Raw genomic sequence first — 26153 nt, 5'->3', positions numbered from 1 at the left:
GATGACAGTAGGATCAGATGTTAAACAGTGTTTTGCCAGTCTAAAAGGGGTAGAAGCAAGTCTCTCAAGTTTAGCATTACGGACTCTTGATGATGAATCGAAGCGAACTTTGCATGAGGCTATGATGGTAGTACACGAAGTAACAAAAGATTTAAAAAAAAGAGTAGGAGAACTAGAAGGAGAGGAACTTCAGTACAAAGGTTTCTAGAAAAACTATATTTACAGGAGGTGTAAGCAGTGCCTGAATGGTTAGATATAGCTGTACGCTCAGTATTATTTGTTGCTGTTTTATTTTTCATTACAAAATGGTTAGGGAAAAAGCAAATTTCCGAACTAACTTTCTTTGAATATGTCACCGGTATTTCTATTGGGAATATTGGTGCAGAAGTGGCTATAGGACTTGAACGGAACATTTTTCACGGAATTATTGGAATTGTCATTTTTGCGGCTATTCCCTTTTTCGCTGGTTTAATTTCATTAAAAAGTAAACGTTTTCGAAATTTTGTAGAAGGAAAAGCAACTGTATTTATCAAAGATGGGAAGATTATGGAAGATAATTTAAAAAAGGAAAGATATACGACAGATGAACTGTTAGATCTCCTTCGCAGGAAGGATGTCTTTCAAGTCTCTGATGTAGAATTTGCTGCTTTAGAGGCAACAGGTGATTTATCTGTGATGCTAAAGAAAGAAAATCAACCTTTAACAGCAAAGGATATAAACTTGAAGGTTGCTTCAATCAAGGAGCCTCAGACCATTATTATGGATGGTACAATAATGGATGAACCACTAGCCACGATTGGACGAAGTCGGGCTTGGCTACAAACTGAATTAGAAAAACTAGGGGTAACGATTGAAAATGTATTTCTGGGACAGGTTAATTCTTACGGAGAGTTAACGATTGATCTGTTTGACGATAAATTACAAGTCGCACCCCCACAAGAAAGACCCTTAATTCTTTCAACCTTGAAAAAATGTCAAGCAGACTTAGAACTATTTGCTCTTGGAACGGAATCAAAAGACGCCAAACAAATGTATAGGTTAAACAGTGAAAAATTACAAGAAGCCATTGATAAAGTGACCCCTATTTTAAAAGGATAAGGATTTAGCTTAGATTCATACATGACGAAAAAAAGATACCATTTTTAATTGAAATAAGTTTAAAAACCTTAGTCCAATTTCGGACTAAGGTGAATTTTTTTACGAGGTGTTAGAAGTGTCTATTTTTTTAGTTAAAGTTATTTTTATCTATATTGTGTTTATTGTAGCAGTAAATATTTTAGGGAAATCAGCTCTAGCCCAACTTACCCCTCATGATTTTGGAGCGATTCTTTTTTTATCTTAATCGAAAGTTAAAGGAAAGTAGATATCCTTTACCTGAGCTGTTGTCTAATTTAAGAACAACAGGATATCCGGATATTCACGATAATGAATATGCGATTTTGGAAGCAACAGGTGAAATTAGCATTTTTCCAAGAAAAGAATTAGTTCCTATTACTCCAAAAGATTTACATATGAAAGTGGAATACCGCGGATTACCCATAGCCGTTGTCATTGAAGGGAAAGTGCAAAAGCGTAAATTAAAATTTATCAACAAAAATGAAAAGTGGTTAAAGGAAGAACTAAAGGCAAAGGGATATCTTCAAATCAAAGATTTTTTTTATGCTGCTGTTAGAGATACCGATCATTCATTAACCATTAACAAAAAAGATGTTAACGACTAATTTTAAGACGATTTCCCTCCCAATATAAATTAATGTTTTCTCTTATTTACTTCTTATTGCATTTACCACTTTCATTTTCCAAATTTATAAAAAATTATACCTATATTTAGGAATTTACCAGATGGTAATTTTCAAAATCACTAAGTCTCTAGTTAGGACAGTGCCCAGATCATTACGCCTTTCTTGATGTCAGAACTTTCCCAACCTTAATTCTCTTTTTTTCGTTCTTAATATCTTATACAAGTTCTTATAAAGGTAGTCCATAATATATAACAGACAATCCCTTCATATTCCATACGTATACTGGTTACATAGTTTGGACATGTTAAGAGTAACAGAAGGAGGGATTCCAGTTGGAGTGGATTTTTTATCTATACCTGTTAAATACGTTCTTTATCTTATTCATAGCAATTTGGGAAGTTCGTCGGCCTGCCAAGGCTTTGAATTGGATAATAATCGTCCTTTTTTTACCTGTCATTGGTTTCTGGCTATATCTTAGCATATCAAACCCTAAGTTTATTCATCGAAAAAGATTGACCTGTTCTAAAAATGAATCTAACAAATTACCTGAGACATTCGGTGCTTCAGCATCGGTAATTGCCAATGCTTTACGGCATTTCACTGTGAATGGGCTTCGAATGGGCCAAGTCCAAGTGTTTAACAATGGGATAGCAAAATATGATCAACTCCTTGTATCCCTGCAAAAAGCCCAAGAAACCATTGATCTGGAATATTTCATCTATCGGAACGACCAAATTGGTAATCGAATCACAGAACTGCTAATCGAAAAAGCATTAAATGGAGTGCAGGTTCGTTTTATGAGAGATAGCTTGGGGAGTTATAAATTCCCGCGTGAAAAAATCCGGCAGATGGTTGAAGCAGGGATAGAATGCAGGACAATATTTCCTCTGCGATTTCCCTGGATTTTGTCCAATTGGAATTATCGGGATCATTGTAAGATTGTGACGATTGACAGAAAGGAATCCTTTACTGGCGGTATGAACGTTGGGTATGAATATACAGGATTAAAGCCAGACGTAGGATTTTGGAGGGACACTCATTTGCAAATTATAGGGGAAGCAACAGGCGACTTGCAGACTGTTTTTGATGTTCATTGGGAAATCGCTGTGCCGGAAAGGATAAAATCAAAAACAAATTTGAAAACAAAATCAGAGGTAACGAAAATCAATTCAATCGGCAGAGCAGATCATTCCAAATGGTCAGCCGAATTGGGATCAGAGTTGAGCACCCTTGATGATAAAGAAATGGACATATCCGGAAAAACTAGGACATTGCATAAAGCGTATATCCATACGTTGGAAGGAAACCCTGGAATTCCTACCCCAGTCATTCGGCAAGCTTACTTTATATGTATAACACAGGCGACCAAGACTATTGATTTAACAACACCCTATTTTGTACCAGAAACGGATATTATCATGGCATTAAAGACAGCAGTAACTCGTGGTGTCCGTGTAAGATTGCTGGTTCCTCGCCACAATAATCAAAAAATCGTGGGTCTTGCAAGCCGTACTTATTACGGAGAACTTATAGAAGCTGGAGTTCAAATCTACCAGTACGACAAAGGAATGATACATGCGAAGGTGTTGACCATCGATGAGGAGATTGCTGCCGTAGGCTCAGCAAACTATGATATGAGAAGTTTTCGCCTGAATTATGAGGTGTGTCAAGTCGTGTACAGTGCTGATGTGGCAAGGGAACTCACAGAGCAGTTCGAGAGGGATCTTACTGATTCTGTACCATTAAGAATTGAAGACTTGGTGCAACGATCCCTGACCGAGCGCATTGTTGAACAGGGTGCTCGCGTGCTTTCTCCATTATTATAAGTTGAAAAAACCGGTATTATTTATCTTTCTGATTTTAATTAGCTTACATGTTGTAATATAAATATTTTAAAACATGAGGATTTTTGAAATCGAGTGAAATATAAAATGGAGGAATAAATTTTGGGTGAAGTTTTTTTGGGTTTACTGACAATCAAAGTCATAGTAGGTTTTGCAACTTTATTTTTTATCATTATCATAACAGGCAGAACATCCATCTATCAGTTAAACCCCGTTTCACTTAGTTTTTGTGTTAGTACTTGGAGATTTTTTAGGAAATAACATTTATGAAGATAAGGTAGGGATTTTTCATTTTTTATATGCCATCGGATTGTGGACGTTTCTTATGTTGGGAATAGAGTTTATGACTCTAAAAAATAAATCGACACGTTCTCTCTTATTAGGCAATCCTAACATCATCATTCGAGATGGTGTTATGGACAGAAAGTTACTTACAAAGAACAAATTGGATGTAAATCAAGTATTGAGTATACTCCGTCAAAATAATGTCTTTTCAGTTCGCGAAGTCAAATACGGTATATTGGAAGCTAATGGGCAAATAAGTTTATTATTAAAATCCAAGTATCAAAAACCAGATCTCAATCTTCCAGAAAGTCCAGTAGACCTCCCAACATCGTTAATTATAGATGGGGAAATTTTATGGGATAATTTACATGAACTCGGATTTGATCAACAGTGGTTAGATAACCAATTAACTACCAATGGATATGATAATGTAAAGCGTATACTTTACGCAGATTGGCGAGAGAGTGAAGGCATACATGTAAGTCCTAAATAAAATTTGTTAGGATAAGAGCACATCAATTTTCTTGGTGAATATAAACTTTAGTCTTCAACAATCAGGCGCTTTAATGAAGTAACTAAAGCCTAATTTTTCACTTATAACACCGAGAAATTAGACTTTTTATATTTTGGTTTCCTTAACGTTGTAAATCCGCATTTTCCTGACGCTACCCCAAATAGCGGGAATTTTATATGTTTTAACTTTTTTATATAAAAAAGCTGGTGAATCGAACCTCTTTACGTTCAATTCACCAGCCATTCATGTAAGTAAGGTATTTCATTTATTCTCTCTGAAAAGTTTTAGGTAGTCCATCTCAAAAATAATTGATTTAGATGTTCATCATGATACCCAATACACAACCTGTTCAGCACTTCTTGTGACACTATGTTTATCAGTGCAATAAAGGTTCGAGATTGTTTATTTTTGATAATAATCTGAGAAGCAATATGTGTTACATATTTCTATTTTAAATATGCTTTACTTTTATATTCAAAACAAATAATTGTCTACATAATTCCACTTAAAACAGAATTTAGACAAAGCAGTCAATAAGTATTCAAGAGTCCTTATTAACTGCTTTTTTTACACATTTTCTCTGATCGTTTCGACCGTCTGTTTGTCACTCGCCATGACCAGCTTAATGAGCATTTCTTTCGCCGCGGCATAATCATCGACATGGATGATAGCGGCATTTGTATGAATGTATCTTGAACAAATGCCGATGACGGCAGACGGAACCCCGCTGTTTGATATGTGGACCCGTCCGGCATCCGTTCCCCCGCCTGAAGCGAAATATTGATAAGGGATATTGTGCGTTTCCGCCATATCAAGGACGAACTCTCTCATCCCGCGGTGCATGACCGTCGTTCTGTCGAGAATGCGGAGCAGCACCCCCTCGCCGAGACGGCCGAACAGCTCCTTATCGCCGCTCATATCATTTGCCGGGCTGGCATCAAGCGCGAAGAAGAGATCAGGCTGAATCATATTGGCCGCTGTCTGCGCCCCTCTCAAGCCGACTTCCTCCTGTACGGTGGCCCCGGCGTACAGATTGTTCGGCAGGTCTTTTCCGTGCAGCTCTTTTAATAATTCAATGCTTAACCCGCAGCCGTAGCGGTTATCCCACGCTTTGGACAATATTTTCTTCTCGTTGGCCATCGGGGTGAACGGGCAGACCGGCACGACCTGCTGTCCCGGTCTGATCCCCATTTTGACCGCGTCCTCTCTGTCATCGGCACCGATATCAATCATCATATTTTTGATCTCCATCGGCTTTGCGCGCTGGGCATCCGTTAAAATGTGGGGCGGGATGCTTGAGATGACGCCGATGACCGGTCCGTTATCCGTCTGCACCTCGACGCGCTGGGCAAGCAGCACCTGACTCCACCAGCCGCCGAGCGTCTGAAATCTCAGCATGCCGTTATCCGTAATCTGCGTTACCATAAATCCGACTTCATCCATATGGCCGGCTACCATAACGGTCGGCGCATCTTCAGCGCCGCGCCTTACTCCGAAAACACTTCCGAGTCTGTCCTGCACGATGTCATCCGCATATTTCGCAAGCTCCCGTTTCATAAAGGAGCGGACCTGATGTTCATTTCCCGGTGCGCCGGGAAGCTGCGTCAGCGTCCGGAAAAGCGTTTTCGTTTCCTCATTCATATTTTCCCCTCATTTCTATGTAATGCTTTTATTTTATTAGAAAAACAACCGTTTTCCAAGCGCTCAGATTGAATGGGCTGTAAAACCGCCGCTTTACTTAACACCGTCTGGCATCTTCTGTATAATAAAAACTACGACATAATTGGAGGTGCTTCATATTGAAATTACGTCATTTTCTCTTAGGTGCAGGAGTCGGATTATGCGCTGCCATCGCAGTGAAAAAGTATGCGATGAAACCTTATATCTCTTCAGAAAAAGCGCTCCGTATCGTGAAAGCGGCTTTTAAACAGCGCGGGCCGATAGACGGATCATGGATTTACACAGAGCCCGAGCCCTACCAGGTAAACGGAGAAACCATCCAAGTATACAAAACCGGCGTGACACGTTCGGCATTCGGCGAACTGGAGCAATATGAAGTTATGGTCAATGCAAAAACAGGCCAGATTGTCGATGTCATTGATTCTGTCGCCTCATAATTCGGACAAGCAAAAAATAAAGCCCAAAACCATCAACGTTTTGGGCTTTATTCGGTTACATCGGCCGAATTCGTTTATATACGGGGTGCCACATCGCGTCCTGCACCGCTTGGATCAGATCCTCGGGTTCCGTTTCCGCTACACCGTCCTGAATGGCTGCTTTCGCTACGGCTACCGCCACGGTTGCCGATACCGTCCTGAGATCCTCCACTTTCGGAAGCATCGGCGCACCGGGCTTGCCGACGTCCACCATACCGGCGATGGCATTCGCGCAGGCAACGAACATATTGTCCGTAATGAGCCTTGCTTTCGTCACAATCGTTCCGAGCCCGAGTCCCGGGAATACGAGCGCGTTATTCGCCTGTCCGATATGGTAGGTAACGCCGTTATACGCGACAGGCGGGAATGGACTTCCCGTAGTGACAAGCGCGCGGCCTTCCGTCCATTTAATTAAATCTTCAGGTTTTGCTTCTGATAATGTCGTCGGGTTTGACATCGGCAAAATAGCGGGCCGTTTGACATGCGAGGCCATTTCTTTGACGATTTCTTCCGTAAATGCGCCTGATACGGTGGATGTGCCGATCAGAATCGTCGGCTTGGCCTGACGCACCGTCTCCGCCAGATCAATTGATCCGCCTTCACCGCTGCGGCCGTACTCTTTCACTTCATCAGCAGGGCGAGCGTACGGAACCTGAAAATCACGCAAGTCCTTCATATCATCCGTTAACAATCCGTTTCTGTCGATACACCAAAAATGGCTGTAGGATTCTTCTTCGCTTAATCCGTCATGCACCATGGCTTCGCGCAGCTGCTCAGCAATTCCGATACCGGCCGTTCCCGCGCCGAAGACGACGACTTTATGCTCTTTTAAAGGCACTTTTGATGCTTTCGCACACGCTAAAACAGCTGCAAGCGATACCGCGCCCGTTCCTTGAATGTCATCGTTAAACGTACAGACTTTATCTTTATACCGTTTTAATATGCCGCGGGCGTTAGCCGTACCGAAATCCTCCCAATGAAGCAGCGCATTCGGGAATGTTTCCCGGGCAAGCGAGACATACTCATCAATAAAGCGGTCATATTTCTCGCCGCGTACTCTTGAATGCTGGTTTCCGACGTAAAGCGGGTCATTTAAGAGGCTTTCCTGATTTGTCCCCGCGTCCAATACAACCGCAAGCACTCGTGACGGATCAATTCCGGCCGCCGCCGTATACACCGCGAGTTTTCCGACAGAAATGGCGATGCCGCCGACGCCCCAATCACCGATTCCCAGAATGCCCTCGGCATCTGTCGCAACGATTAAATCAATGTTTTCATTTTTTCCGAACTGCTGAAATGCGGCGCGCATTCCCTCAGGATCATCTATCGACAAATACAGACCGCGGGGTTTTCTGTACTCATGGCTGTAACGCTGGATCGCGGTGCCGACTGTCGGCGTATATACGATCGGCAGCATTTCGCCTAAATGATCATTTAGCAGCCTGTAAAATAATGTTTCATTCCGGTCATGGAGAGCAGTCAAGTACACATTTTTGCTCAGCTCATCAGGCTGCGAACTGAACTGTTCGTAAGCCCGCTTCACCTGCTCTTCGATTGTCAATACCTTCGGCGGCAGAAATCCCTCGAGTCCGAGTTCCTTTCTTTCCTCTTGTGTAAAGGCCACCCCTTTATTTAAAAAAGGAGTAGAAAGAACTTCTAATCCGCGCAGAGTTGTTTTGATTTCTCCATCTGTTGTCACTTGAAATTGATTCACCTGTCTCTTCCTTTCAAAGCAATTTGTCTTAGGTTTGCTTTTATTCCCGAGATTCATACAGGTAAATCATTTGATTCCGCTTATTTTCTCTCCCGTTTGACAGACGCGGCCACTTCGCCGTCTTCGCCCCATTTTACGGCTCTGTAAATCGCGTCGTGATAGAAAATCAGCCAGGCGTCTTTCTCTGCCGCGAACGCCTGCCATTTTTGCTTTTGCGGAATGGAGGTCATCGGATAGTCATCATATGCCAGCACCCATAACGGATTTTTATGCGCATTTGTCGGCATCAGGTCGGCAAAATGCACAGCCGTTTCCCCTCCGTCTTCTACCACAATGACACTGTGTCCGTCACTGTGGCCGCCGGTGTGGTGCATCGCAATGCCTTCTGTGAGCTCATACGCGTTCTCAAAGGTTTCGACCTGATCTTGTACAGCCTCCCAATTTTCTCTCCAATATGTATTTTTCGATCTGATATTAGGGTTTCTCATTTCTTGCCACTCTGTCGCAGAAGTGATAATGCGGGCGTTCGGGAAAACAGAGACAAGCTCCTCTCCGCGGTATTCCGTCAGGCCGCATGCATGGTCAAAATGAAGATGGGTCATTGCCGCAATATGAATGTCTTCACAGGAAAGCCCGAGTTCACTCAGAGATTTTTTCAGATTGGACTCCTGCGTTACACCGTAATTCCTTTTCTGCTTATCGGAGAATTTCCCTCTGCCGATCCCCGCGTCAACCAAAATATTCAGGCCGTTTTTTCTGATCAGAATCGGGTCTGTTCTTAATTCAATCTGGTTTTTGTCGTTTACAGGGTATTTTCTCGACCATAAAGGCTTCGGGACAACGCCGAACATCGCTCCTCCGTCCATATGCGTTACACCGCCGTCCAGCCATGTTAATGAAATATTCCCAATATTCAATGTCTCCATCTTGATCCCTCCTGATGTAATGGTAGCAAATGGCGGCATAAAAAAACAGACTCCCGCATCAGAGTCTGTCTTTTGTTCTCCATTCAACTTCAGCCCGGTAAATCGGCTGGCCGAGCGCGGAGAATTTTTCTTCGTATTCTGTCATAATATTGCCTTTCGGATCGCTGTTGTGCAGATCGAGACTGACTTCCTTCAGAAGCAGGCCGTATTCAGAAAAACTTTTCAAAGAGTATTCAAACAACCCGCGGTTATCGGTTTTGAAATGAATCTCACCCGTTTCGCCCATGACTTCTTCGTATTTTTTCAAGAACGCTTTAAAGGTTAAACGGCGTTTTTCGTGACGGTTTTTAGGCCAAGGGTCAGAAAAGTTTAAATATACGCGCTTGATTTCTCCCCGTTCAAATACGTCATTCAGTGTTTCCGCGTCTATATTTAACAAACGGACATTGTGAGCCCCGCTGTCCTTTACTTTTTGGACGGCAGTGACGATGACGCTTTTAAACAGCTCAATTCCGATATAGTTGATATCCGGATTTTGCTTGGCCATTCCTGAAATGAACTGCCCTTTTCCCGTACCGACTTCAATATGGATCGGGTTGTCATTGCCAAAGACCGTGTTCCAACGCCCTTTAAACTGAGCCGGATCACTGATGGCGATGTCAGCGTTCTCTGCCAGAAAATCATTCGCCCAAGGTTTATGGCGCATTCTCATATGATTGACACCTCTATCTATAATTTCGAGTAACAACATACCATGAAACAAAAAGAGCCGCAAGCGCCTTTTAAAGGCTCCGGCTGCATAAAAAAAGAGGCTCCCCGGTCCGGAACACTCATGTGATGCATAAAACCGCACCGCTTTGCACAATGTATGACACAGAAAGGATGTGTATATGAATCATGGGCTTAACAAGCGAACATCAGGTCCGGTTATTAAAGGACATACTGGCCGACCACCAATTGGATTGCTGCGGCACGGTTGCCGAGTATGAACAGCTCGAGCGCGTCATCAAATCACTGATGGCTAACACCGGGCTTGATTCAAATATAAAAAACGTGCTCGAGGATGTATACCGCTACAGCCAGTCAGGCATCACGGCCGATTCCATCGACACGCATATTCAGGAGCACCAAAACCATTTGTCCCAATGGGTGGAGCAGATGGATTCGTACTCCTGACTACTTGACAATCCGCTTCATCAGGGCATGAAGCTCTTCCATAGCATCATGGTACGCTTTGTCGTTCCCTTTTGATTTGTGCCAGGCGATGAAGGTGATGGTCTCTGATAACATGTACCACGCCATCCGCAGCCGAAGCCCTTCCGTGAGCTTCATGCCGTACATCCCAAGCCAGCTGTCCCACGCTGGCTCTTCGACGTAATGATACAATAAAGGGCCGAGATCCATGGCCGGATCAGCTATCATCGCGCCGTCCCAATCTATTAAATACAGCTGGTCGTCTTCAGACAAAAGCCAGTTATTATGATTCACATCACAATGGCAAACGACTTTTTCACCGAATTGCACCTGATCCACATGAGCTTCCAAATAAGCAAGGCCTTCCTGAATAAGCGGCGAAAATTGCCGCACAGCAAAGACGGCCTGCTTCAGCTGCGACAAAAGAGCGCCCGGATCGAGCGGTTCTTTCCCCAATCTTTTCAGCATGTCAAGCAAGGCTTTCGATGTGTGGATTTTGCGGAGCAGCTCAGCCACCGGGCGTCCGCTCATATCCTTCGGCTTCAGCTCTCTGCCCGTCATCCAATGCTGAGCCGTAATAACGTCTCCGTTTTCCATCCGTTTCGTCCAAACCAGCTTCGGAACAATGCCTTCGGCGGATAACACGGCTAAAAAGGGCGAGCTATTACGTTTTAAAAAAAGCTGTTGGCCGTTATGTTTCGCATAATATGCATCTCCTGTAGCTCCTCCGGCGGGGAAGATCTCCCAATCGCTACCTAGTAATTGTCCCAACCAGTTCATATCAATGTTCAACCCATCATTTCTTAAAATATTTTAGAATAGGCCTCCAGCCTTTCTCTATTGGCGGAGCGGCCTGTCATAAACAATTTCATGAGAATAAAAAAGACAGCTATTGAGAGTCTCATATGCTAATCAATAGCCGTCCTATAAATTTTAGCGCTACAGCACAAACTTCGTCAAGCAAAACTAGCAAGAACACCTGTGAATTCTGAAGATTTATGCCGCGAACCTCTCTTTGCCGTGAAACATTTGACGGGTTTCATTTGTTTATTATGTTCTTATTTTCAACGGCGCACCGCCCGGCATAAGCCGAAACGGCGTCGTTCCGATCAGCTCGCCGTCAGCGTGAAACGGAATTTTCCCATCTGTTTCAAAAACGAATTCCTTCCCCTTTATCATCGTCACTCCGTCCATTTTGATATGCCGGCCGAAGCTCATCGCCCATAAAAAACGATACAGCGAGAAAAAGGACAGGTTTTCTGCGATGACAATATCAAAATGGTTTTGACGGGGATTTGCTGAAGGCGCCGCTTTCATGCCGCCTCCGTAATAAGGGTGATTAGCCGCAATGACAAACCAGACATTGCGGAATTCACGCCTCTGGCCGTCTGCCGTGCAAACAAATCTGAACGGCTGAAACCCCGAGGCCGTATGTAAATGCGCGAGCGGGTAAATCACAAATCCGAGACGCAAAAACCGAAGAACGCGCGAAAACGGAAAATTCGCGGCTGCTTTCAAAACTGAGGCATCGAAGCCGACAGACAGGTGGTTAATAAAATAAAGTGATTGCGCTTTGTCATGAAAAAAGTTGATGTTTCCCGCAAAAAATTTCCGTGTGAGCGGGCGGTGCAGACTTTTGATTTCTTGGAGAAGCGCCGACTTCTTAATACCGAGCCCTTTGGAAAAGTCATTGTACGAACCGGCAGGCACAAAGGTCAGCTCAATCTGATCCGTTCCTTTCAGTCCGTTAATGACTTCATGCATCGTCCCGTCACCGCCGATGACGAACAGCCGCTTAAGCTTATGATCCTGCATCATTGAAATCTGTCTCGCCAGCACCTCCGCATGTCCGGGATGCCCGGTCAAAAAAGAGCGGTGGCTGACCCCTCGCCTGGTCAGCTCTTTTTGAACTGATTTCCAGACACGCCGGCCCCGCCCGCCTCCTGAGACCGGATTAATAATAAAAAACCATTGACTCATCGTTTGTTTTCACCTGCTTCATAGATGAAGAGACAGCCGGCAAACGTCCGTTTTAATCAAGCCATTCCTGTCTCCGGCTTGAATCGCTCAAGCCGTAAGACAAAAGAGCCTTCGCCGCCTTCAGCTGGTGGTGCTTGATCGGCGCCGTATTTTTCTGCTGCTTTTCCAGCCACTCTGCGGCAGTCCGTTTATCAGCTATTTCCAGCCCATACGGCGGCTCCGGGTAATCAATATAAGACGTTCTGCTGAGCAAAAGCTTCCGCACGGGAATGTCGGCCTGCTTTTCTTTTACGATTTGCGAAACGACCGAGCCTGTCCGGTGCAGGCTGAGAGACGGATTCAATACTTGGCGCGTGCTGCCGGAGCCCCTTTCTTCCCAAAAACGGTGTTTTGATCCGATATATACGCTGTCCTCTTCCGCTTCCATAAAAGCGGCGCAGAAAATCTCCAGCGGCGAGATGATGATCATACTCAGTTCGACGGACGCCTGCTGAATTTGGAGAACCGGATGATACATCACAAAATAGGAATCGGGCAGCTTTTGAGCCAGCATTTTTAACATCCTGTCCCTTTTGACCGCCTGCGAAAGCTCAGACTTTTGAGAAAGCGTGGAGCTCGCCCATTTTAATTGAAAGTCATACAGCTGATCTTTGAAAAAAGGCGCGAGCTCAGATTTTTGAGACGGAAGATTCCCGAACAGCGCCTCTTCTCCCTCCGGCTCATCAAACCATTGGTGCCTCTTTTCATTTATATCGGCCGTATTTTCTTCTTTTCTCTTTTTTAAAGAAAATTTTTTCCTGGCCGGCGCTTGATCGGTTTCCCCGCCTGCAGCCGTTTCCGTTTCTTTTTCTTCCGTCATCCGGTCAAACGCTTCAAGAAGCGCCTCCCAGCGTTCTTTCTTCAGCCGGATAAACTGGTTCATATAATGATATGGATCAAGTTCATATCTGGATATGCAGTCGTGAATTTTGATGATCTGTGCCATGTGATTTCTCCACTCCGAATATTTGTTTATGTCAATTGAAACTGTGCGATTTCTTCGTATTTAGGCGACCGGTCAAGATGGGTCTGAAACAGGGAAAACCGGCTGACGGCACTTTGCACCCTGCCGCTTTCAAACGGCACATCGTCAGGAAACGGCTGGTCTCCCGCCCACTTCCGCGCCATCGTCATATGAGGGTGATACGGCCGTTTTTCCACTTGAAAACCGACTTTCAAAACAGCCTGTTTTGTTTTTTCCCGCAAATCAAAGAGCAGTTCATTCCGTTCGGGCTCAAGGTGAAGCACTCTCGGCTGTCTGCGGTCGCCGAAAATATCCAGATGCTGAAACTGTACGGTAAACGGCTGCGCTGCCGACGCCGCATCTGCGAGAAGAGACGATAATTTCGCAAGCCGGTCTTCATCCGCGGCTCCTAGAAAAATGAGCGTAATATGATAGTCATGCGGGTGCACCCATTTTTTGAATGATAACGCCGGCTCCTTTTTGGCTGCTTCCCAAATCGGTTCAGCAATGTCAGCCGGAATCGGAATGCCGATAAAATAATGCGGCAATGAAGCTTTCATACGAGGATCTCCCCCTCTTTGGTTATGGTGTTATTATAAAACGGATAAGCGGAGAGGAGAACCCTGTCCGCTCATTATGATAGGATATTATGTACTGAACGTTTTATACAGAAAGGAATGAGCCGGCCTTGAAAATCGTAAACACCACGGCGGAGCTGATCGGCGGCACACCGATCGTAAAGCTCAATCGCCTTCAGCCAGAACATGCAGCACAGGTCTATTTAAAATTAGAATCGTTTAACCCGAGCGGCAGTGTCAAAGACAGAGCGGCTTACAATATGATCATTGAAGCGGAAAACAGCGGGCATTTAAAACCCGGCTCTGTCATCATTGAACCGACAAGCGGCAACACGGGCATCGGCCTGGCGATGAACGCGGCGGCGCGCGGCTACAAGGCAATCCTCGTCATGCCTGACACGATGACGAAAGAACGCATCAACCTCCTGAAAGCGTACGGCGCGGAGGTTGTGTTAACACCGGGGGCGGAAAGAATGCCCGGCAGCATCAAAAAAGCGAAAGAACTCGCCGAACAGATTCCGGGAAGTTTTATCCCGATGCAATTCGATAACGGCGCAAATCCAGATGCCCACCGAAAAACGACCGCCATTGAAATCTATCAGGCCGTTCAGCAGCTCAACAGACCGCTCGGTGCTTTTGTGGCAACGGCGGGAACGGGCGGAACCATTACCGGAACCGGAGAAACGCTGAAGGAGCTTTTCCCGGATATGATTGTTCATGTCGCCGAGCCTGCGGGATCTCCCGTCCTGTCTGGCGGAAAACCCGGCGCTCATAAGCTTGTCGGGACAAGCCCCGGATTTATTCCCGGCATACTGAATCAGGACGTTTACGATGAAATCATGAAAATATCTGATGAAGATGCGTATACGACAACACGGCGTCTGGCCCGGGAAGAAGGTATACTCGTCGGCCCGTCTTCAGGCGCCGCCTGCTTCGCCGCCATTGAAATCGCAAAACGCCTCCCTTCCGAACAGATCGTCATCTGTATGACGGCCGATACGGGAGAACGTTATTTATCAACGGATTTATGGTCATTTGAATGATAAAAAGGGATGCCGCTTTCGGCGTCCCTTTTTATTATCACTTGGCAAGCTCATAAATGGCTTCGGCGTATAAAGCGGTTGACCGGAGAAGGTCATCGATTTCGATGTACTCATCCTTTTGATGCGCGCTGTCAGGCCGGCCGGGGAACAGCGGCCCGAACGCGACGCCCGCCGAAAGGGATCTCGCATACGTTCCTCCGCCGATTGAAATCAGATCCGCTTTCTTTCCCGTCTGTCCTTCGTAAACCTTTTGAAGCGTCTTTACGAGCGGATGATCGGCAGAAACGTGGTGCGGTTTGCTGTCTTTAAATTCTTCAAGCCGGAATTCAGCAGCGGACATAAAGGCATCACGAACCGCTTGGCTGTCCGAAGTGACGGGATAACGGATGTTGATGCCGAGTTCTCCGCCCTTACCCTTTCTGTATGTAAAGGTGCCGACATTCAATGTAAGCTCTCCGCTGATGTCATCCCTGCAATCAATCTTCAGCTTTTTGCCCCGTGTATCATTTGAAAAATAGTCACTGACAGTTTTGACAAAGTGTTTTCCGGCTTCATCCAGTTCCATTCCGTTAAGGCATTCAGCAAGCTTTAAGCCGGCATTGACACCATTATTCGGTTCCATCGCGTGGCATGATTTTCCGAACACCCGAAGCGTCAGTTTTCCGTTTTCCGAAACCGCTTCACCTTGTGTTTTTGACTGCTCCAGCCAGTTGCTGAAATATGCGTGCACGGCACCCAGACCGTCCCCTTCAATGACCGCTTCAGCCGCATCCGGCACCATGTTCAAGCGCAGCCCTGAACGGAATGACAGAAGCCCGTTTTTTGCGTCTTTGTCAGAAGTTCTTTTTGCAATACGCAGTGACGCATCTATCATTCCTTTTTCCGCGTTAATGATCGGAAAATCGGCGTCAGGGGCAAATCCGATGTCAGGCATTTTTTCGTGTTTGAAATAGTGGTCCACACATCTCCAATCACTCTCTTCATCTGTTCCGATGATGATTCTCACGCGTTTGGATAAAGGGAGCTGCATGTCTTTGACGATTTTCAGCGCGTAAAACGCCGCCATTGTCGGCCCTTTATCATCAATGGCGCCTCTGGCATATATCCGGCCGTCCCTGATTTCGGCTGAAAACGGATCGCTCGTCCAGCCGTCTCCGGGCGGAACGACATCGACGTGGCACAGAACGCCGACAATTTCGTCACCCGTTCCCCACTCAATATGGCCCGCATAGCCGTCAAGATTTTTGACGGTGAAGCCTTCTTTTTCGCCGAATTCCAGCAGTGAAGTCAGGCTGGCATTGACGCCTTCCCCAAACGGCCGGCCGGGGCCGGCTGTTGATTCGTCCATCACGCTGTTGATCTGTAAAAATTTCTGCGTGTCTCGGATGAGATCTTCTTTGTTTCGGATAACTTCAACTTCCCAGTTCATCACAAATCCCCTTTCTTGATAAAGACTTGCAAAATGTTCATAAAACGAATAATATAGATGATGTTTTGAAAAAATGTTCGTCATTGGAGGTACTTATGTTTCATCTCGACAAGCATCAAACGACAATAAAAAGAGAAATTACCGCAGGACTGACCACCTTCTTTACAATGGTGTATATCATTGTCGTCAACCCGGTGATCCTTTCAAATGCGGGAATTCCGTTTGACCAGGTGTTCACCGCCACGATTATCGCTTCCATTGTCGGAACTTTATGGATGGCTCTCGCTGCGAATTTTCCGATTGCCATTGCCCCCGGCATGGGCTTAAACGCGTATCTCGCCTTTCATGTCGTCGGCGCAGGCAGCGGCATTTCGTATCAGACGGCTTTCAGCGCCGTATTTATCGCGGGAGTCATCTTTATCATTTTATCGTTAACGCCTTTAAGAAAACAACTAATAGAAGCCATTCCGGGCAATTTAAAATACGGAATTACGACCGGCATCGGCTTATTTATCGCGTTTATCGGCTTGCGCCAATCCGGTATCATCACGGCTGATAAATCTAATTTAGTCGCACTCGGCGATCTTCATTCGCCTGCCGTCATTTTAACGCTTATCGGGCTTATCATCAGTATCGTGCTGATGGTGCTCAATGTAAACGGAGCTCTGTTCATCGGAATGGCGCTGACCGCTGTCATTGCCTTTTTGACCGGTCAGATTCATTTTACAAAAGGGTTCATGTCCTTTCCGCACCTGCCTGAGGGACTTTTAATAACAAATCCGTTCGGAGCCCTCGGGGATGTCGTGCACCACGGTCTGTACGCCGTTGTGTTTTCTTTTCTTCTCGTTACGATTTTTGACACGACCGGCACCATGATCGGTGTCGCCGAACAGGCGGGATTGATCAAAAACAATCAGCTGCCGAATGCGAGAAGAGCGCTGTTGGCTGATTCGACCGCTACGACGGTCGGAAGCATTTTCGGCACCAGCCCGACGACCGCGTTCGTTGAATCTTCAGCAGGGGTGGCCGCCGGCGGAAGAACGGGCCTGACGGCGCTGACGATTGCCGTTATGTTTGCCGTTTCCATGTTTTTCAGTCCGCTTGTCAGCGTCTTATCAGAAGTGTCAGCCATTACGTCACCGGCTCTGGTTATTGTCGGCAGCCTGATGATGGGGGCGGTGTCGAATATCCGCTGGAATGAGCTTGATGAAGCATTCCCGGCCTTTCTCGTCATTTTGGCGATGCCTTTGACATCCAGTATTTCAACCGGAATCGCGCTCGGCTTCATTTCATACCCGCTTGTGAAGCTCGCTAAGAAAAAATGGCGCGAAATCCATCCTTTAGTCATCATCTTTGCGGTGCTGTTTTTTATTCAGCTTTTTATTTTGAACGGACATTAAAAAAATCCCTTTCCTTTTTCGGAAAGGGATTTTTCACATATAAAGAGCGGAAAAAACCGCCGCAATGAGGCACCATCCGGAACCGATGATTTGAATGAAGGTTAATACGCTGTTTCTCGCCCGGAAATAGTCATCACTGTCTTTTTTGATACCGCTTAAAACCGGTTTGTCCGTGATCCGGTCAAAGAGAAGCGACGCGGCGTATCGGCTGACCAGTGTAAATAAAATGAGGGCTGCCGGCTTCAGCAAAAGCGGAAGAACGAGAATAAGAGCCGTAAAAGCCGCGGTTAAAAGGTAAAGCTGCCGGAGATACCCGCCGTTTCGGATCAGCACTTTAAAAAATAATTCTTTCCACGCCGTATACGCCGACCGTTTTGTAAAGATGTGCTTTGAGCCGGGATATAAAAACGGCTTGCTCCGCCCTTTCTTTTTCACATTCGGCAGCTGCACATCATGGCTGAGCATCAAAACAGAAGCGGTGAATGAAAGCTTTCGCCTGTTCTCCTCAAGCACTTCTTCCTCAAAAGCTGATAAGGACTCCGCTTCTTTCCAAGTCAAAAGGGCGGAACAGATGAACAATATACATCCTGCCGGCCAAAGCCAGTACCACTCCGCGGCAAACCGGATCATGAAACACGCGCCCGCCAACAGAACCGCCGCTTTCAGCCAGCCTGCCGCCTGATTTCCGAATGTCTGCCGTCTGATTTTTCTTTGCCGATGCACTGCCAATATCGCAGCATGAAAGCCGGACAGACAGCAAAAAATGCCGAAATATGCCGAAAAGGTGCAGTCACCGTACTGTCGCCATAAGGGAAATAACAGCACGGCAAGCACGCCCCATTTGATAAGTGAAAGGAACATCGAATACAAAAGCGCGTACCGTTTCAGCTTTTTCATCAGATATTTTGTATGCACCAAAAACACATGATCCGCTTCCAGCAAAAAGGTATGAATAAAACCGGTGCATAACAGCAGGACACTGAAGACATACAACCAGCCCCAGCCTAATACTCCTGCCGCTCCATTAAGAAGCCCCCTTCCGTTCAGCCATTCAGCATATTGATAAACGGCAAATGCGGCAGCAGGAAGAACGATATACAGCGCGACCGTCCAATCAATGACCGTCTGAAACACCTTCCATTGATACCGCCAAAAATGAAACATCCTTTGAAAAAACAAAGCCCGCCCGGTCATCGCTGACTGCTCCGAACCGCTGAATAAAAGCAATCTAACAATGAACGGCTCCCCGTTTTTTCTTGAAGCTCCGCTAACGTGCCTTGAAGAAGCAGAGCGCCTTGATCCAGCAAATAAAACCGGTCGCAGATTTTTTCGGCGGTATCCAAAACATGGGTGCACATCAGAATACCCGCGCCCCTTTCTTTCTCAGCAATCAGCATGTCGGTAAACAGCTTCGTTGAGATCGGATCAAGTCCGATAAACGGCTCATCAATGATGTAAATATCCGGCTTCGCCAAAAACGCCTGTATGAGCATCAATTTTTGCTGCATCCCTTTTGAAAAACCGGAAGGCAACTCATGTTTTACCGCCGTCAATGAAAATTCATCAAGCAGACGCCCGGCCCGCTCACGGCACTCTCCGGCTTCTATCCCCCGCAATGACCCTGTGAGTTCAAGATGCTCCCAAAGCGTCAGTTCTTCATAAAAACTCGGACGCTCCGGTATGTAAGCATAGGATGAATCATTCCATTCAATTCCGCCTTCTATATCCCTGCACAGCCCGAGAATCGCCTTAATCACCGTACTTTTCCCCGCTCCGTTTGCCCCGATTAACCCGGCAATTTCCCCCGCGCTGACCGACAGAGATACATTTGAGATCACCTTCGGCCTGTCAGCATAACCGGCGCAGACGATGTTTGCATTCAATAAGTCTCCCAAGCTTCTCCCTCCCCCGTTTTCATACGGACACGTATAAAAAAAGTTTCAGTTACCATAATAATAAAAGCGGGCCGGGCATAGTAATGCACCAAGGCACTCCCAATTGGTAAAAATTATCTGCGTTTATTCCTAGATTCATGTCCGCCATATCGTGTATAATGGAGGCAGTTAAAAGAGAAAAAACAGAATGTCTGCCTTTGTTGCTTATTCGTACGAAGTTTTAGAGTCGAAAGTTGTGGTATATCAAGTCCTTCCGATCTTATGATAAGGAGTGGTTTTTTGAAACCTTCAACAAATCGTATGCTGACTCGGATTAAATCAGTTTACATGTTCATCCAGGAAAAAGGTCTTGTGACGACACAGGAACTGGTTGATGAATTCGGCATTACACCTAGAACCATTCAGCGAGACTTAAATGTGTTAGCATACAATGATCTTGTTCATAGTCCTAGCCGAGGCAAGTGGGAGACAACACGAAAAAAAGTAAAAATTACATCTTAAGCGAACAATTACATAAGGCCCTTTTCAGCCTGACATGCTGCAAGGCAAAGCAGCGTCTTTGCCTTGTTGTTTTTTTGTTCCTCTATATAAAAAGCCCAAAACAAATCTGTTTTGGGCTTTTCTGATATCGATTACACTTCAGTATCTTTCAGCGCTGCGAGCTCTTCTTCAGTCAGCTCGCGAAACTCTCCCGGCTTAAGCTCCGGATCAAGAGAAACAGCCCCCATCGAAAGCCGTTTTAAATAAGACACTTCATTTCCGACAGCCTTTGCCATCAGCTTCACCTGATGATATTTGCCTTCTGTAATGGTCAAATGAATGGCCGTTCCATCCGGGCTTTCAGTAATGGCTTCAACGGCTGCCGGCTTCGTCTTATAGCCCCCTTCAATGACGACGCCTTTTTCCAGATTGATGATGTCTTCCGGTGACAGAGGTGAGGTTAACCGGACCTCGTATGTTTTAGGCACGTGCTTTTTCGGAGAAAGCAGACGATGAGCGAGCTGCCCGTCATTGGTCAGAAGCAGAAATCCTTCGGTATCCTTATCAAGACGTCCCGCCGGAAACGGTTCGAATCTCTGTTCTTCAGGCGTCAGCAGATCAACCACCGTTTGCTGGCGGCTGTCTTCTGTAGCGGACAGCACTCCTTGCGGCTTATTCATCATGACATAAATAAATTCCCGATAGTCTGCCGGCTCTCCGTATACCGTGATGTCCTGTTTATCCGGATCGACATGGGTTTTCACATCTTTCGCCGGCTCTCCGTCAATCATGACAGCCCCTGCCTTGACGATTTTTTTCACATCTTTTCTTGAGCCGAATCCGCTGTTTGAAAGCAGCTTATCAAGTCTCATCCTGATCCTCTCCTTTAAAAAGAAAAGCCCGCAATAAGCGGACTGTTCATTATTCCTCAATGGGCGGAATGCCTGCCTCTTCTTAAAATCCGCGGCAGACGGTTTCCAAACATTTTCTGCAAAAATCCGATTCGGTACGCGGCAAACATGTACACCGCACCGCCGACAGCGGCACAGACAAAGACGACAATCGCCGCATGCAGCTGGCCGCTTTGGTACGTTACGAAGAAACTGAGCAGCCATTGAGTCAGCTTGACCGCGACTCCCATTACAACGGATAAGACCGCAATTAAAATGACCCGCCTCATAAGCACCGTATACGAATAGCCCGCATGGCGCTTAATCATAATAAAACCGTACAGAAGAGAAGCGATATAACCGAGCGCCGTTGCCAATATGGCGCCGTCTCCCTGAAACAGTTTGATCAGCGGCACGTTCAGCACCACTTTTATAATGACGCCGATGAAAAGGCTCACAACCGCAAATTTCTGCTTATTAATCCCTTGCAGGATCGCGGCGTTTACTGTAAACAGAGAAAACAAAATCGCGACAGGCGCGTACCAGAACAAAATATCCTGTCCGATATCCGGACGAAGGCTTTCAGAACCGTAGAAGAACGTATAGGCCGGCCCTGATAACACCGACATCCCGACAACGGCGGGGATAACCAGAAACAAAATGATCTGCATCGTCTGGTTAATCTGCTGGTTCAAAAGCTTATAATTCCTGCTCGTAAATGATTCGGTTATCGTCGGGATCAGCGTCAGACCGAAAGCGGTCGCCAGAGAAACCGGAATCATGACAAGCTTCGGTACATAGAGGGTGACAATCGCCAGCATGTCCTGGCTGATGTCCTTATGGCCCGCCGCAATCATCGCTTTATTAAACGTATTTGTATCGATATAAGAATACAAAGGAATCGCCAGTCCGACAAAAACGTAAGGAGCGGCATAGCTGAAAAGCTCAATGAACATTTTTTTATAGCTTAAGTTCGCTGACGGGACGAGGTTCGGCTTCATCGCCAGAAGATCGCCTTTCCGCTTATTCCAGTAAATATAAAGGACGACAAGCCCTCCGAATGATCCGATCAGCGCTGCGAAAGTCGCATATCCGACTGCGATGACAAGGCCGCCGTTAATCACTCTTAAAATCAAATATGTCGCGCCCAATAAGAAGATGATCCGGGCAAGCTGTTCCACAACCTGAGAAACGGCTGTCGGCCCCATCATCTGGTGGCCTTGGAAAAAACCGCGTACAAGACTCATAATCGGCACAACCAAAAGTGCCAGACTGACCATCCGGATGACATAAACGACGTGGTCAATCGTAAGCCCGTTGTTACTTGCGCCGCCGAGAGATGTTTCCGCAAAAAACGGCGCCGAAATATAAAGAATCGAAAAAGCGATCATCCCGGTAACGAGCATAACCGACATTCCCGCTCTCAGCATCCGCCTGCTCGTCTCATAGTCTCCTTTGGAATTATATTTCGAGACAAACTTTGAAACCGCGGCGGGAAATCCCATCGTGGCAATGTTTAAAAACAGTGTATATTGATTATATCCGTATTGAAACAAAGCTCCGCCCGTCGCTCCGACCATCGCTCCGAACGGGATCAGATAAATCATCCCTAAAATCCGCGATATATAGGTGCCGAGCGTCAGCACGAACGTGCCCCTTAACAATTTGCTTGACATGTTTCCTCATCACCATTTTCTACGAAGATTCAACTTTTCTATTTTAACACAATTGGGCAAATAGACGGTAATAATTACAGCGGGAAACTTTTTGGGAAACTTTAAAAACACAAAACACGTTTATGGAATCCCTTTCTTTCGCTATAATAGCAGGAAGCGGACATTTCCGCCTATTATACGCGAAAAAGAAAGTTGTTGATGAAATATGAAACATTATGACGTGATTGTGATCGGCGGCGGCCCGTCCGGTTTAATGGCTGCCATTGCCGCAGGTGAAGAAGGGGCAGATGTTCTATTAATTGATAAAGGAAACAAGCTGGGACGGAAGCTGGCGATTTCCGGCGGCGGGCGCTGCAACGTGACCAACCGCCTCCCTGTTGAAGAGATTATCAAACACATTCCCGGCAACGGCCGCTTTTTATACAGCGCATTTTCCGAATTTAATAATGAAGATATCATCGCCTTTTTTGAAAACCTCGGCATTCAGCTGAAAGAAGAAGACCACGGGCGCATGTTCCCGGTGACGGACAAAGCGCAAAGCGTTGTCGATGCGCTTTTGAACCGTTTAAAAGAACTGAATGTCACCATCCGCACAAATGAAAAAATCAAAGAAGTGCGGTACGAGAACGGCAGGACAGCGGGCATTACGACAAACAATGACGAACACATTAACGCACGCGCCGTCATTGTCGCGGTCGGCGGAAAATCAGTCCCGCATACCGGCAGCACCGGAGACGGCTATGCATGGGCGGAAGCGGCCGGCCACACCGTAACTGAACTCTTTCCGACAGAAGTGCCGGTTACGTCGTCAGAGCCGTTTATTAAGCAAAAAACCCTTCAGGGGCTGTCTCTTAGAAACACGGCCGTCAGCGTCCTGAATAAAAAAGGCAAACCTGTCGTCACACATGTGATGGACATGCTGTTTACCCATTTCGGCTTGTCAGGCCCCGCCATTCTCCGCTGCAGCCAGTTTGTCGTCAAAGAACTGAAAAAGCAGCCAGAGGTCAAACTCCGCATCGATCTGTTTCCCGGCATCACCGAGGAAGAGTTATTTCAGCGGATGCACAAGGAGCTGAAAGACGCGCCGAAAAAAGCGCTCAAAAACGCGCTCAGACCATGGATGCAGGAACGGTACCTGCTTTTCCTTCTGGAGCGGAACGGCCTTGATCCTCAGATCAGCTTTACGGAGCTGCCGAAGGATCAATTCAGGGCGTTTGTCAAAGACTGCAAACAATTTACGGTTTCAGCAGACGGAACGCTTTCTTTGGACAAAGCGTTTGTCACGGGCGGCGGTGTTTCCGTAAAAGAGATTGAACCGAAACAAATGGCGTCTAAAAAAATGGAGGGCTTATATTTTTGTGGGGAAATCCTTGACATTCACGGCTACACCGGAGGCTATAATATCACGTCAGCCCTTGTTACGGGACGTCTCGCCGGCTTGAATGCAGGACGTTACTCACACTCGCTGTAAAATGGTTTTAAGCACATTAACCTGAGCGCCCCACCAAAAACATGATAGAGTTTTCTGCGTTTTGTTTCACCTGATTGAGGGAATAGGAAGAAAAGGATGATCTGCAATCGTACGATCATACTAAAGCAAATGGCGTATTGAAAAAATAGTCAGAGGGTGAGAACGTTTGAAGAAAAAGAATATCTCCAGTGTTTTTTGGATTGTGATCGTTATCACAGCCGCTGCGGTTTTATGGGGAGTTATTTCACCTGATAGCCTGCAGCAAGTGACAGATACGGCACAACGTTTTGTTACGGATTCTTTCGGCTGGTATTATCTGCTGGCCGTTTCAATATTTGTCGGTTTCTGTCTCTTTCTCATCGTGAGTCCGATCGGCAAAATAAAACTCGGAAAACCCGGGGAAAAACCGGAATTCGGCTTATTATCATGGTTTGCCATGCTATTCAGCGCAGGCATGGGAATCGGCCTTGTATTTTACGGGGCTGCGGAACCGATCAGCCATTACACGATCAGCTCTCCCTCAGGTGAAACAGAAACGCCCCAAGCTTTTCGTGATGCGCTCCGGTATACGTTTTTCCATTGGGGGCTGCACGCTTGGGCCATATACGCCGTCGTCGCTTTATGTATCGCATATTTTCAATTCAGAAAAGATGCCCCCGGTTTGATCAGCAGCACACTGACACCGATTTTAGGCGATAAAGTGAACGGTCCGATCGGCAAGACGATTGACTGTATCGCCGTATTTGCAACGGTTGTCGGTGTGGCGACAAGCTTGGGGCTCGGCGCGACTCAGATCAACGGCGGTCTGCATTATTTATTCGGCATTCCGAAGACATTTTCCATTCAGCTGATCTTGATCGTTGTCGTGACCGTGCTTTTCTTAATTTCTGCGTGGAGCGGAATCGGCAAGGGAATTAAATACTTAAGCAATACCAACATGGTGCTCGCGGGTATATTAATGCTTTTCATGCTCATTGCAGGCCCGACGGTGCTGATTATGAACTCATTTACCGATTCTATCGGGCAGTACATCCAAAATATCGTGCAGATGAGCTTCCGTTTGTCACCGAATGATCCCCAAAAACGCGAATGGATTAACAGCTGGACCATTTTCTATTGGGCCTGGTGGATTTCCTGGTCTCCGTTTGTCGGCATTTTTATCGCCCGTGTATCAAGGGGCCGGACCATCCGGGAATTTTTAATCGGTGTGTTAGTGACACCTTGTATATTGGCCTTTTTATGGTTTGCGATTTTCGGCGTATCTGCAATGGATCTTCAGCAGAAAGGCGTCTTCAATGTCGCCGGATTGTCGGCGGATACGATGCTGTTCGGCGCTCTCAGCCACTATCCGCTCACAATGGTGACATCCGTGTTGACGCTTGTTCTGATCGCTGTATTTTTTATTACATCAGCCGATTCAGCGACATTTGTGCTTGGAATGCAGACGACTCACGGCTCGTTGGACCCTTCAAACCAGGTGAAAGTCACTTGGGGCATTATCCAGTCTGCCGTGGCAGCGGTTTTATTATATTCCGGCGGCCTTGCCGCACTGCAAAACACAGCCATTCTCGCTGCGGTTCCGTTTTCAGTCGTGATCCTTCTGATGATCGTGTCTCTGTACAAGTCATTAGCGAGTGAAAGAAAAGGAATCAAACAAGCGGAGAAATACCAAAAGCCGAGAAGTCCCCGCGTCAAAAAAGCATAATGCACAGTGAAGCCCGGCCATTCGTCCGGGCTTCTTTATTTCCGATATAAAATGAGAGCGGAAAAACAATAAAGCTGCTCCCCTTCCGGATCACAGGCTGCCGCTACCGTATATTTGATATCAACGAGCTGTTCTTCAGAAATCCCCTTTAAAAATGAATTGACTTCAGTCTGCAAATCCTTCTCATGCTCCTGATCAAACACAGCTATCTTCAGCACGTCATCCTCT

At 46.1% G+C, this 26153-nt stretch carries 25 protein-coding genes and 2 pseudogenes; 13 read left to right on the top strand and 14 right to left on the bottom strand.

Features of this window, described 5'->3' with window-relative positions; all coding sequences use genetic code 11:
• The first annotated feature begins 1 nt into the window (after position 1).
• From AUL54_RS16225 to AUL54_RS20845, 6 genes and pseudogenes are all read left to right on the top strand, one after another.
• Complete coding sequence (locus AUL54_RS16225; protein WP_009336483.1) at positions 2-208, top strand: DUF1657 domain-containing protein; 207 nt, start codon at positions 2-4, stop codon at positions 206-208.
• Between the two features lie 29 nt (positions 209-237).
• Positions 238-1098: a DUF421 domain-containing protein gene (locus AUL54_RS16220; protein ID WP_060964526.1), complete on the top strand. Its 861-nt coding sequence runs from the start codon at positions 238-240 to the stop codon at positions 1096-1098.
• Positions 1099-1213: 115 nt separating this feature from the next.
• Positions 1214-1721, top strand: a pseudogene (locus tag AUL54_RS16215) (DUF421 domain-containing protein).
• Between the two features lie 353 nt (positions 1722-2074).
• Complete coding sequence (locus AUL54_RS16210) at positions 2075-3568, top strand: phospholipase D-like domain-containing protein (RefSeq protein WP_017695658.1); 1494 nt, start codon at positions 2075-2077, stop codon at positions 3566-3568.
• 247 nt (positions 3569-3815) lie between these two features.
• Positions 3816-3869 (top strand): annotated as a pseudogene (locus AUL54_RS21885) (hypothetical protein); the annotation flags it as partial.
• Positions 3870-3929: 60 nt separating this feature from the next.
• Positions 3930-4364, top strand: coding sequence for a DUF421 domain-containing protein (locus tag AUL54_RS20845; protein ID WP_072557218.1), 435 nt, complete (start codon positions 3930-3932; stop codon positions 4362-4364).
• 588 nt (positions 4365-4952) lie between these two features.
• Here AUL54_RS20845 and AUL54_RS16200 read toward each other — a convergent pair.
• Entirely contained in the window at positions 4953-6026 is a 1074-nt protein-coding gene (locus tag AUL54_RS16200; RefSeq protein ID WP_060964525.1) for a M42 family metallopeptidase, read from the bottom strand.
• Positions 6027-6184: 158 nt separating this feature from the next.
• Between AUL54_RS16200 and AUL54_RS16195 the strand changes: the two genes are divergently transcribed.
• The gene (locus AUL54_RS16195) at positions 6185-6502 is read left to right on the top strand and encodes a PepSY domain-containing protein (RefSeq protein ID WP_003152366.1); all 318 of its coding nucleotides are present in this window, start codon (positions 6185-6187) and stop codon (positions 6500-6502) included.
• 55 nt (positions 6503-6557) lie between these two features.
• Here AUL54_RS16195 and AUL54_RS16190 read toward each other — a convergent pair whose 3' ends face one another.
• The 3 genes from AUL54_RS16190 to trmB all read right to left on the bottom strand — a co-directional run bounded on the left by AUL54_RS16190 (position 6558) and on the right by trmB (position 9893).
• On the bottom strand, positions 6558-8255 hold the full coding sequence (locus tag AUL54_RS16190; protein WP_060964524.1) for an NAD-dependent malic enzyme: 1698 nt from the start codon (positions 8253-8255) through the stop codon (positions 6558-6560).
• Positions 8256-8335: 80 nt separating this feature from the next.
• Positions 8336-9181 carry a YtnP family quorum-quenching lactonase gene (locus tag AUL54_RS16185; protein WP_060964523.1) on the bottom strand — a complete coding sequence of 282 codons (846 nt, stop codon included), beginning with the start codon at positions 9179-9181 and terminating at the stop codon, positions 8336-8338.
• Positions 9182-9239: 58 nt separating this feature from the next.
• The gene (gene trmB / locus AUL54_RS16180; protein ID WP_060964522.1) at positions 9240-9893 is read right to left on the bottom strand and encodes a tRNA (guanosine(46)-N7)-methyltransferase TrmB; all 654 of its coding nucleotides are present in this window, start codon (positions 9891-9893) and stop codon (positions 9240-9242) included.
• A gap of 185 nt (positions 9894-10078) precedes the next feature.
• Between trmB and AUL54_RS16175 the strand changes: the two genes are divergently transcribed.
• Positions 10079-10357 carry a YtzH-like family protein gene (locus AUL54_RS16175; protein WP_003152357.1) on the top strand — a complete coding sequence of 93 codons (279 nt, stop codon included), beginning with the start codon at positions 10079-10081 and terminating at the stop codon, positions 10355-10357.
• On the opposite strand, the gene AUL54_RS16170 is transcribed toward AUL54_RS16175, so the two are convergent.
• The 4 genes from AUL54_RS16170 to thpR form a co-directional block, all read right to left on the bottom strand.
• The gene (locus tag AUL54_RS16170) at positions 10358-11155 is read right to left on the bottom strand and encodes a phosphotransferase family protein (protein WP_060965121.1); all 798 of its coding nucleotides are present in this window, start codon (positions 11153-11155) and stop codon (positions 10358-10360) included.
• A gap of 270 nt (positions 11156-11425) precedes the next feature.
• Complete coding sequence (locus AUL54_RS16165) at positions 11426-12355, bottom strand: YegS/Rv2252/BmrU family lipid kinase (protein WP_060964521.1); 930 nt, start codon at positions 12353-12355, stop codon at positions 11426-11428.
• A 52-nt stretch (positions 12356-12407) separates the two neighbouring features.
• On the bottom strand, positions 12408-13340 hold the full coding sequence (locus tag AUL54_RS16160) for a hypothetical protein (protein ID WP_017418394.1): 933 nt from the start codon (positions 13338-13340) through the stop codon (positions 12408-12410).
• Positions 13341-13366: 26 nt separating this feature from the next.
• On the bottom strand, positions 13367-13918 hold the full coding sequence (gene thpR, locus AUL54_RS16155; RefSeq protein ID WP_060964520.1) for an RNA 2',3'-cyclic phosphodiesterase: 552 nt from the start codon (positions 13916-13918) through the stop codon (positions 13367-13369).
• 128 nt (positions 13919-14046) lie between these two features.
• Here thpR and cysK point away from each other — a divergent pair, with 128 nt between their 5' ends.
• Complete coding sequence (cysK, locus tag AUL54_RS16150) at positions 14047-14979, top strand: cysteine synthase A (protein ID WP_060964519.1); 933 nt, start codon at positions 14047-14049, stop codon at positions 14977-14979.
• 37 nt (positions 14980-15016) lie between these two features.
• On the opposite strand, the gene pepV is transcribed toward cysK, so the two are convergent.
• Positions 15017-16408, bottom strand: coding sequence for a dipeptidase PepV (pepV, locus tag AUL54_RS16145; protein WP_060964518.1), 1392 nt, complete (start codon positions 16406-16408; stop codon positions 15017-15019).
• Between the two features lie 95 nt (positions 16409-16503).
• Between pepV and AUL54_RS16140 the strand changes: the two genes are divergently transcribed.
• Positions 16504-17808 (top strand): NCS2 family permease, encoded by a 1305-nt coding sequence (locus tag AUL54_RS16140; protein WP_060964517.1) that lies wholly within the window; start codon positions 16504-16506, stop codon positions 17806-17808.
• A 33-nt stretch (positions 17809-17841) separates the two neighbouring features.
• Here AUL54_RS16140 and AUL54_RS16135 read toward each other — a convergent pair whose 3' ends face one another.
• Together AUL54_RS16135 and AUL54_RS16130 are read right to left on the bottom strand one after the other, a co-directional pair.
• A complete protein-coding gene (locus AUL54_RS16135; protein WP_060964516.1) occupies positions 17842-19002 on the bottom strand; it encodes an ABC transporter permease in 1161 nt (386 codons plus the stop codon).
• A complete protein-coding gene (locus AUL54_RS16130) occupies positions 18999-19703 on the bottom strand; it encodes an ABC transporter ATP-binding protein (RefSeq protein WP_016938525.1) in 705 nt (234 codons plus the stop codon). Before AUL54_RS16130 ends, AUL54_RS16135 begins: the two co-directional genes overlap by 4 nt.
• Positions 19704-19982: 279 nt before the next feature.
• Here AUL54_RS16130 and AUL54_RS16125 point away from each other — a divergent pair, with 279 nt between their 5' ends.
• Positions 19983-20204: a DeoR family transcriptional regulator gene (locus tag AUL54_RS16125; protein WP_003152337.1), complete on the top strand. Its 222-nt coding sequence runs from the start codon at positions 19983-19985 to the stop codon at positions 20202-20204.
• Between the two features lie 131 nt (positions 20205-20335).
• On the opposite strand, the gene AUL54_RS16120 is transcribed toward AUL54_RS16125, so the two are convergent.
• A complete protein-coding gene (locus AUL54_RS16120) occupies positions 20336-21055 on the bottom strand; it encodes a pseudouridine synthase (RefSeq protein ID WP_060964515.1) in 720 nt (239 codons plus the stop codon).
• A gap of 56 nt (positions 21056-21111) precedes the next feature.
• Positions 21112-22749: a putative polysaccharide biosynthesis protein gene (locus AUL54_RS16115; protein WP_060964514.1), complete on the bottom strand. Its 1638-nt coding sequence runs from the start codon at positions 22747-22749 to the stop codon at positions 21112-21114.
• 205 nt (positions 22750-22954) lie between these two features.
• On the opposite strand from AUL54_RS16115, the gene AUL54_RS16110 reads away from it, so the two are divergent.
• Together AUL54_RS16110 and opuD are read left to right on the top strand one after the other, a co-directional pair.
• The gene (locus AUL54_RS16110; RefSeq protein WP_060964513.1) at positions 22955-24220 is read left to right on the top strand and encodes a BaiN/RdsA family NAD(P)/FAD-dependent oxidoreductase; all 1266 of its coding nucleotides are present in this window, start codon (positions 22955-22957) and stop codon (positions 24218-24220) included.
• 166 nt (positions 24221-24386) lie between these two features.
• Positions 24387-25925, top strand: coding sequence for a glycine betaine transporter OpuD (gene opuD, locus AUL54_RS16105; protein WP_060964512.1), 1539 nt, complete (start codon positions 24387-24389; stop codon positions 25923-25925).
• A gap of 35 nt (positions 25926-25960) precedes the next feature.
• Here the strand turns inward: opuD and AUL54_RS16100 are convergent, their stop codons facing one another.
• Positions 25961-26143: a sporulation protein Cse60 gene (locus AUL54_RS16100; protein ID WP_060964511.1), complete on the bottom strand. Its 183-nt coding sequence runs from the start codon at positions 26141-26143 to the stop codon at positions 25961-25963.
• Positions 26144-26153 lie beyond the last annotated feature (10 nt).

It is taken from the genome of Bacillus sp. SDLI1, from assembly GCF_001553895.1.
Classification (GTDB): domain Bacteria; phylum Bacillota; class Bacilli; order Bacillales; family Bacillaceae; genus Bacillus; species Bacillus siamensis.
The sequence above is the reverse complement of the archived record's forward strand: the minus strand, read 5'-3'. Positions and strand labels throughout refer to the sequence as shown.

Coding starts and splice junctions, on each gene's coding strand:
- AUL54_RS16135 (WP_060964516.1), bottom strand. CDS start 19,002: ATGACCGGGCGGGCTTTGTTTTTTCAAAGGATGTTTCATTTTTGGCGG.
- thpR (WP_060964520.1), bottom strand. CDS start 13,918: ATGAAAGCTTCATTGCCGCATTATTTTATCGGCATTCCGATTCCGGCT.
- AUL54_RS16185 (WP_060964523.1), bottom strand. CDS start 9,181: ATGGAGACATTGAATATTGGGAATATTTCATTAACATGGCTGGACGGC.
- pepV (WP_060964518.1), bottom strand. CDS start 16,408: ATGAACTGGGAAGTTGAAGTTATCCGAAACAAAGAAGATCTCATCCGA.
- AUL54_RS16200 (WP_060964525.1), bottom strand. CDS start 6,026: ATGAATGAGGAAACGAAAACGCTTTTCCGGACGCTGACGCAGCTTCCC.
- AUL54_RS16110 (WP_060964513.1), top strand. CDS start 22,955: ATGAAACATTATGACGTGATTGTGATCGGCGGCGGCCCGTCCGGTTTA.
- AUL54_RS16165 (WP_060964521.1), bottom strand. CDS start 12,355: ATGAGTCAATGGTTTTTTATTATTAATCCGGTCTCAGGAGGCGGGCGG.
- AUL54_RS16115 (WP_060964514.1), bottom strand. CDS start 22,749: ATGTCAAGCAAATTGTTAAGGGGCACGTTCGTGCTGACGCTCGGCACC.
- AUL54_RS16170 (WP_060965121.1), bottom strand. CDS start 11,155: ATGAACTGGTTGGGACAATTACTAGGTAGCGATTGGGAGATCTTCCCC.
- AUL54_RS16160 (WP_017418394.1), bottom strand. CDS start 13,340: ATGGCACAGATCATCAAAATTCACGACTGCATATCCAGATATGAACTT.
- AUL54_RS16120 (WP_060964515.1), bottom strand. CDS start 21,055: ATGAGACTTGATAAGCTGCTTTCAAACAGCGGATTCGGCTCAAGAAAA.
- AUL54_RS20845 (WP_072557218.1), top strand. CDS start 3,930: ATGACTCTAAAAAATAAATCGACACGTTCTCTCTTATTAGGCAATCCT.
- trmB (WP_060964522.1), bottom strand. CDS start 9,893: ATGAGAATGCGCCATAAACCTTGGGCGAATGATTTTCTGGCAGAGAAC.
- AUL54_RS16140 (WP_060964517.1), top strand. CDS start 16,504: ATGTTTCATCTCGACAAGCATCAAACGACAATAAAAAGAGAAATTACC.
- AUL54_RS16175 (WP_003152357.1), top strand. CDS start 10,079: ATGGGCTTAACAAGCGAACATCAGGTCCGGTTATTAAAGGACATACTG.
- AUL54_RS16225 (WP_009336483.1), top strand. CDS start 2: ATGACAGTAGGATCAGATGTTAAACAGTGTTTTGCCAGTCTAAAAGGG.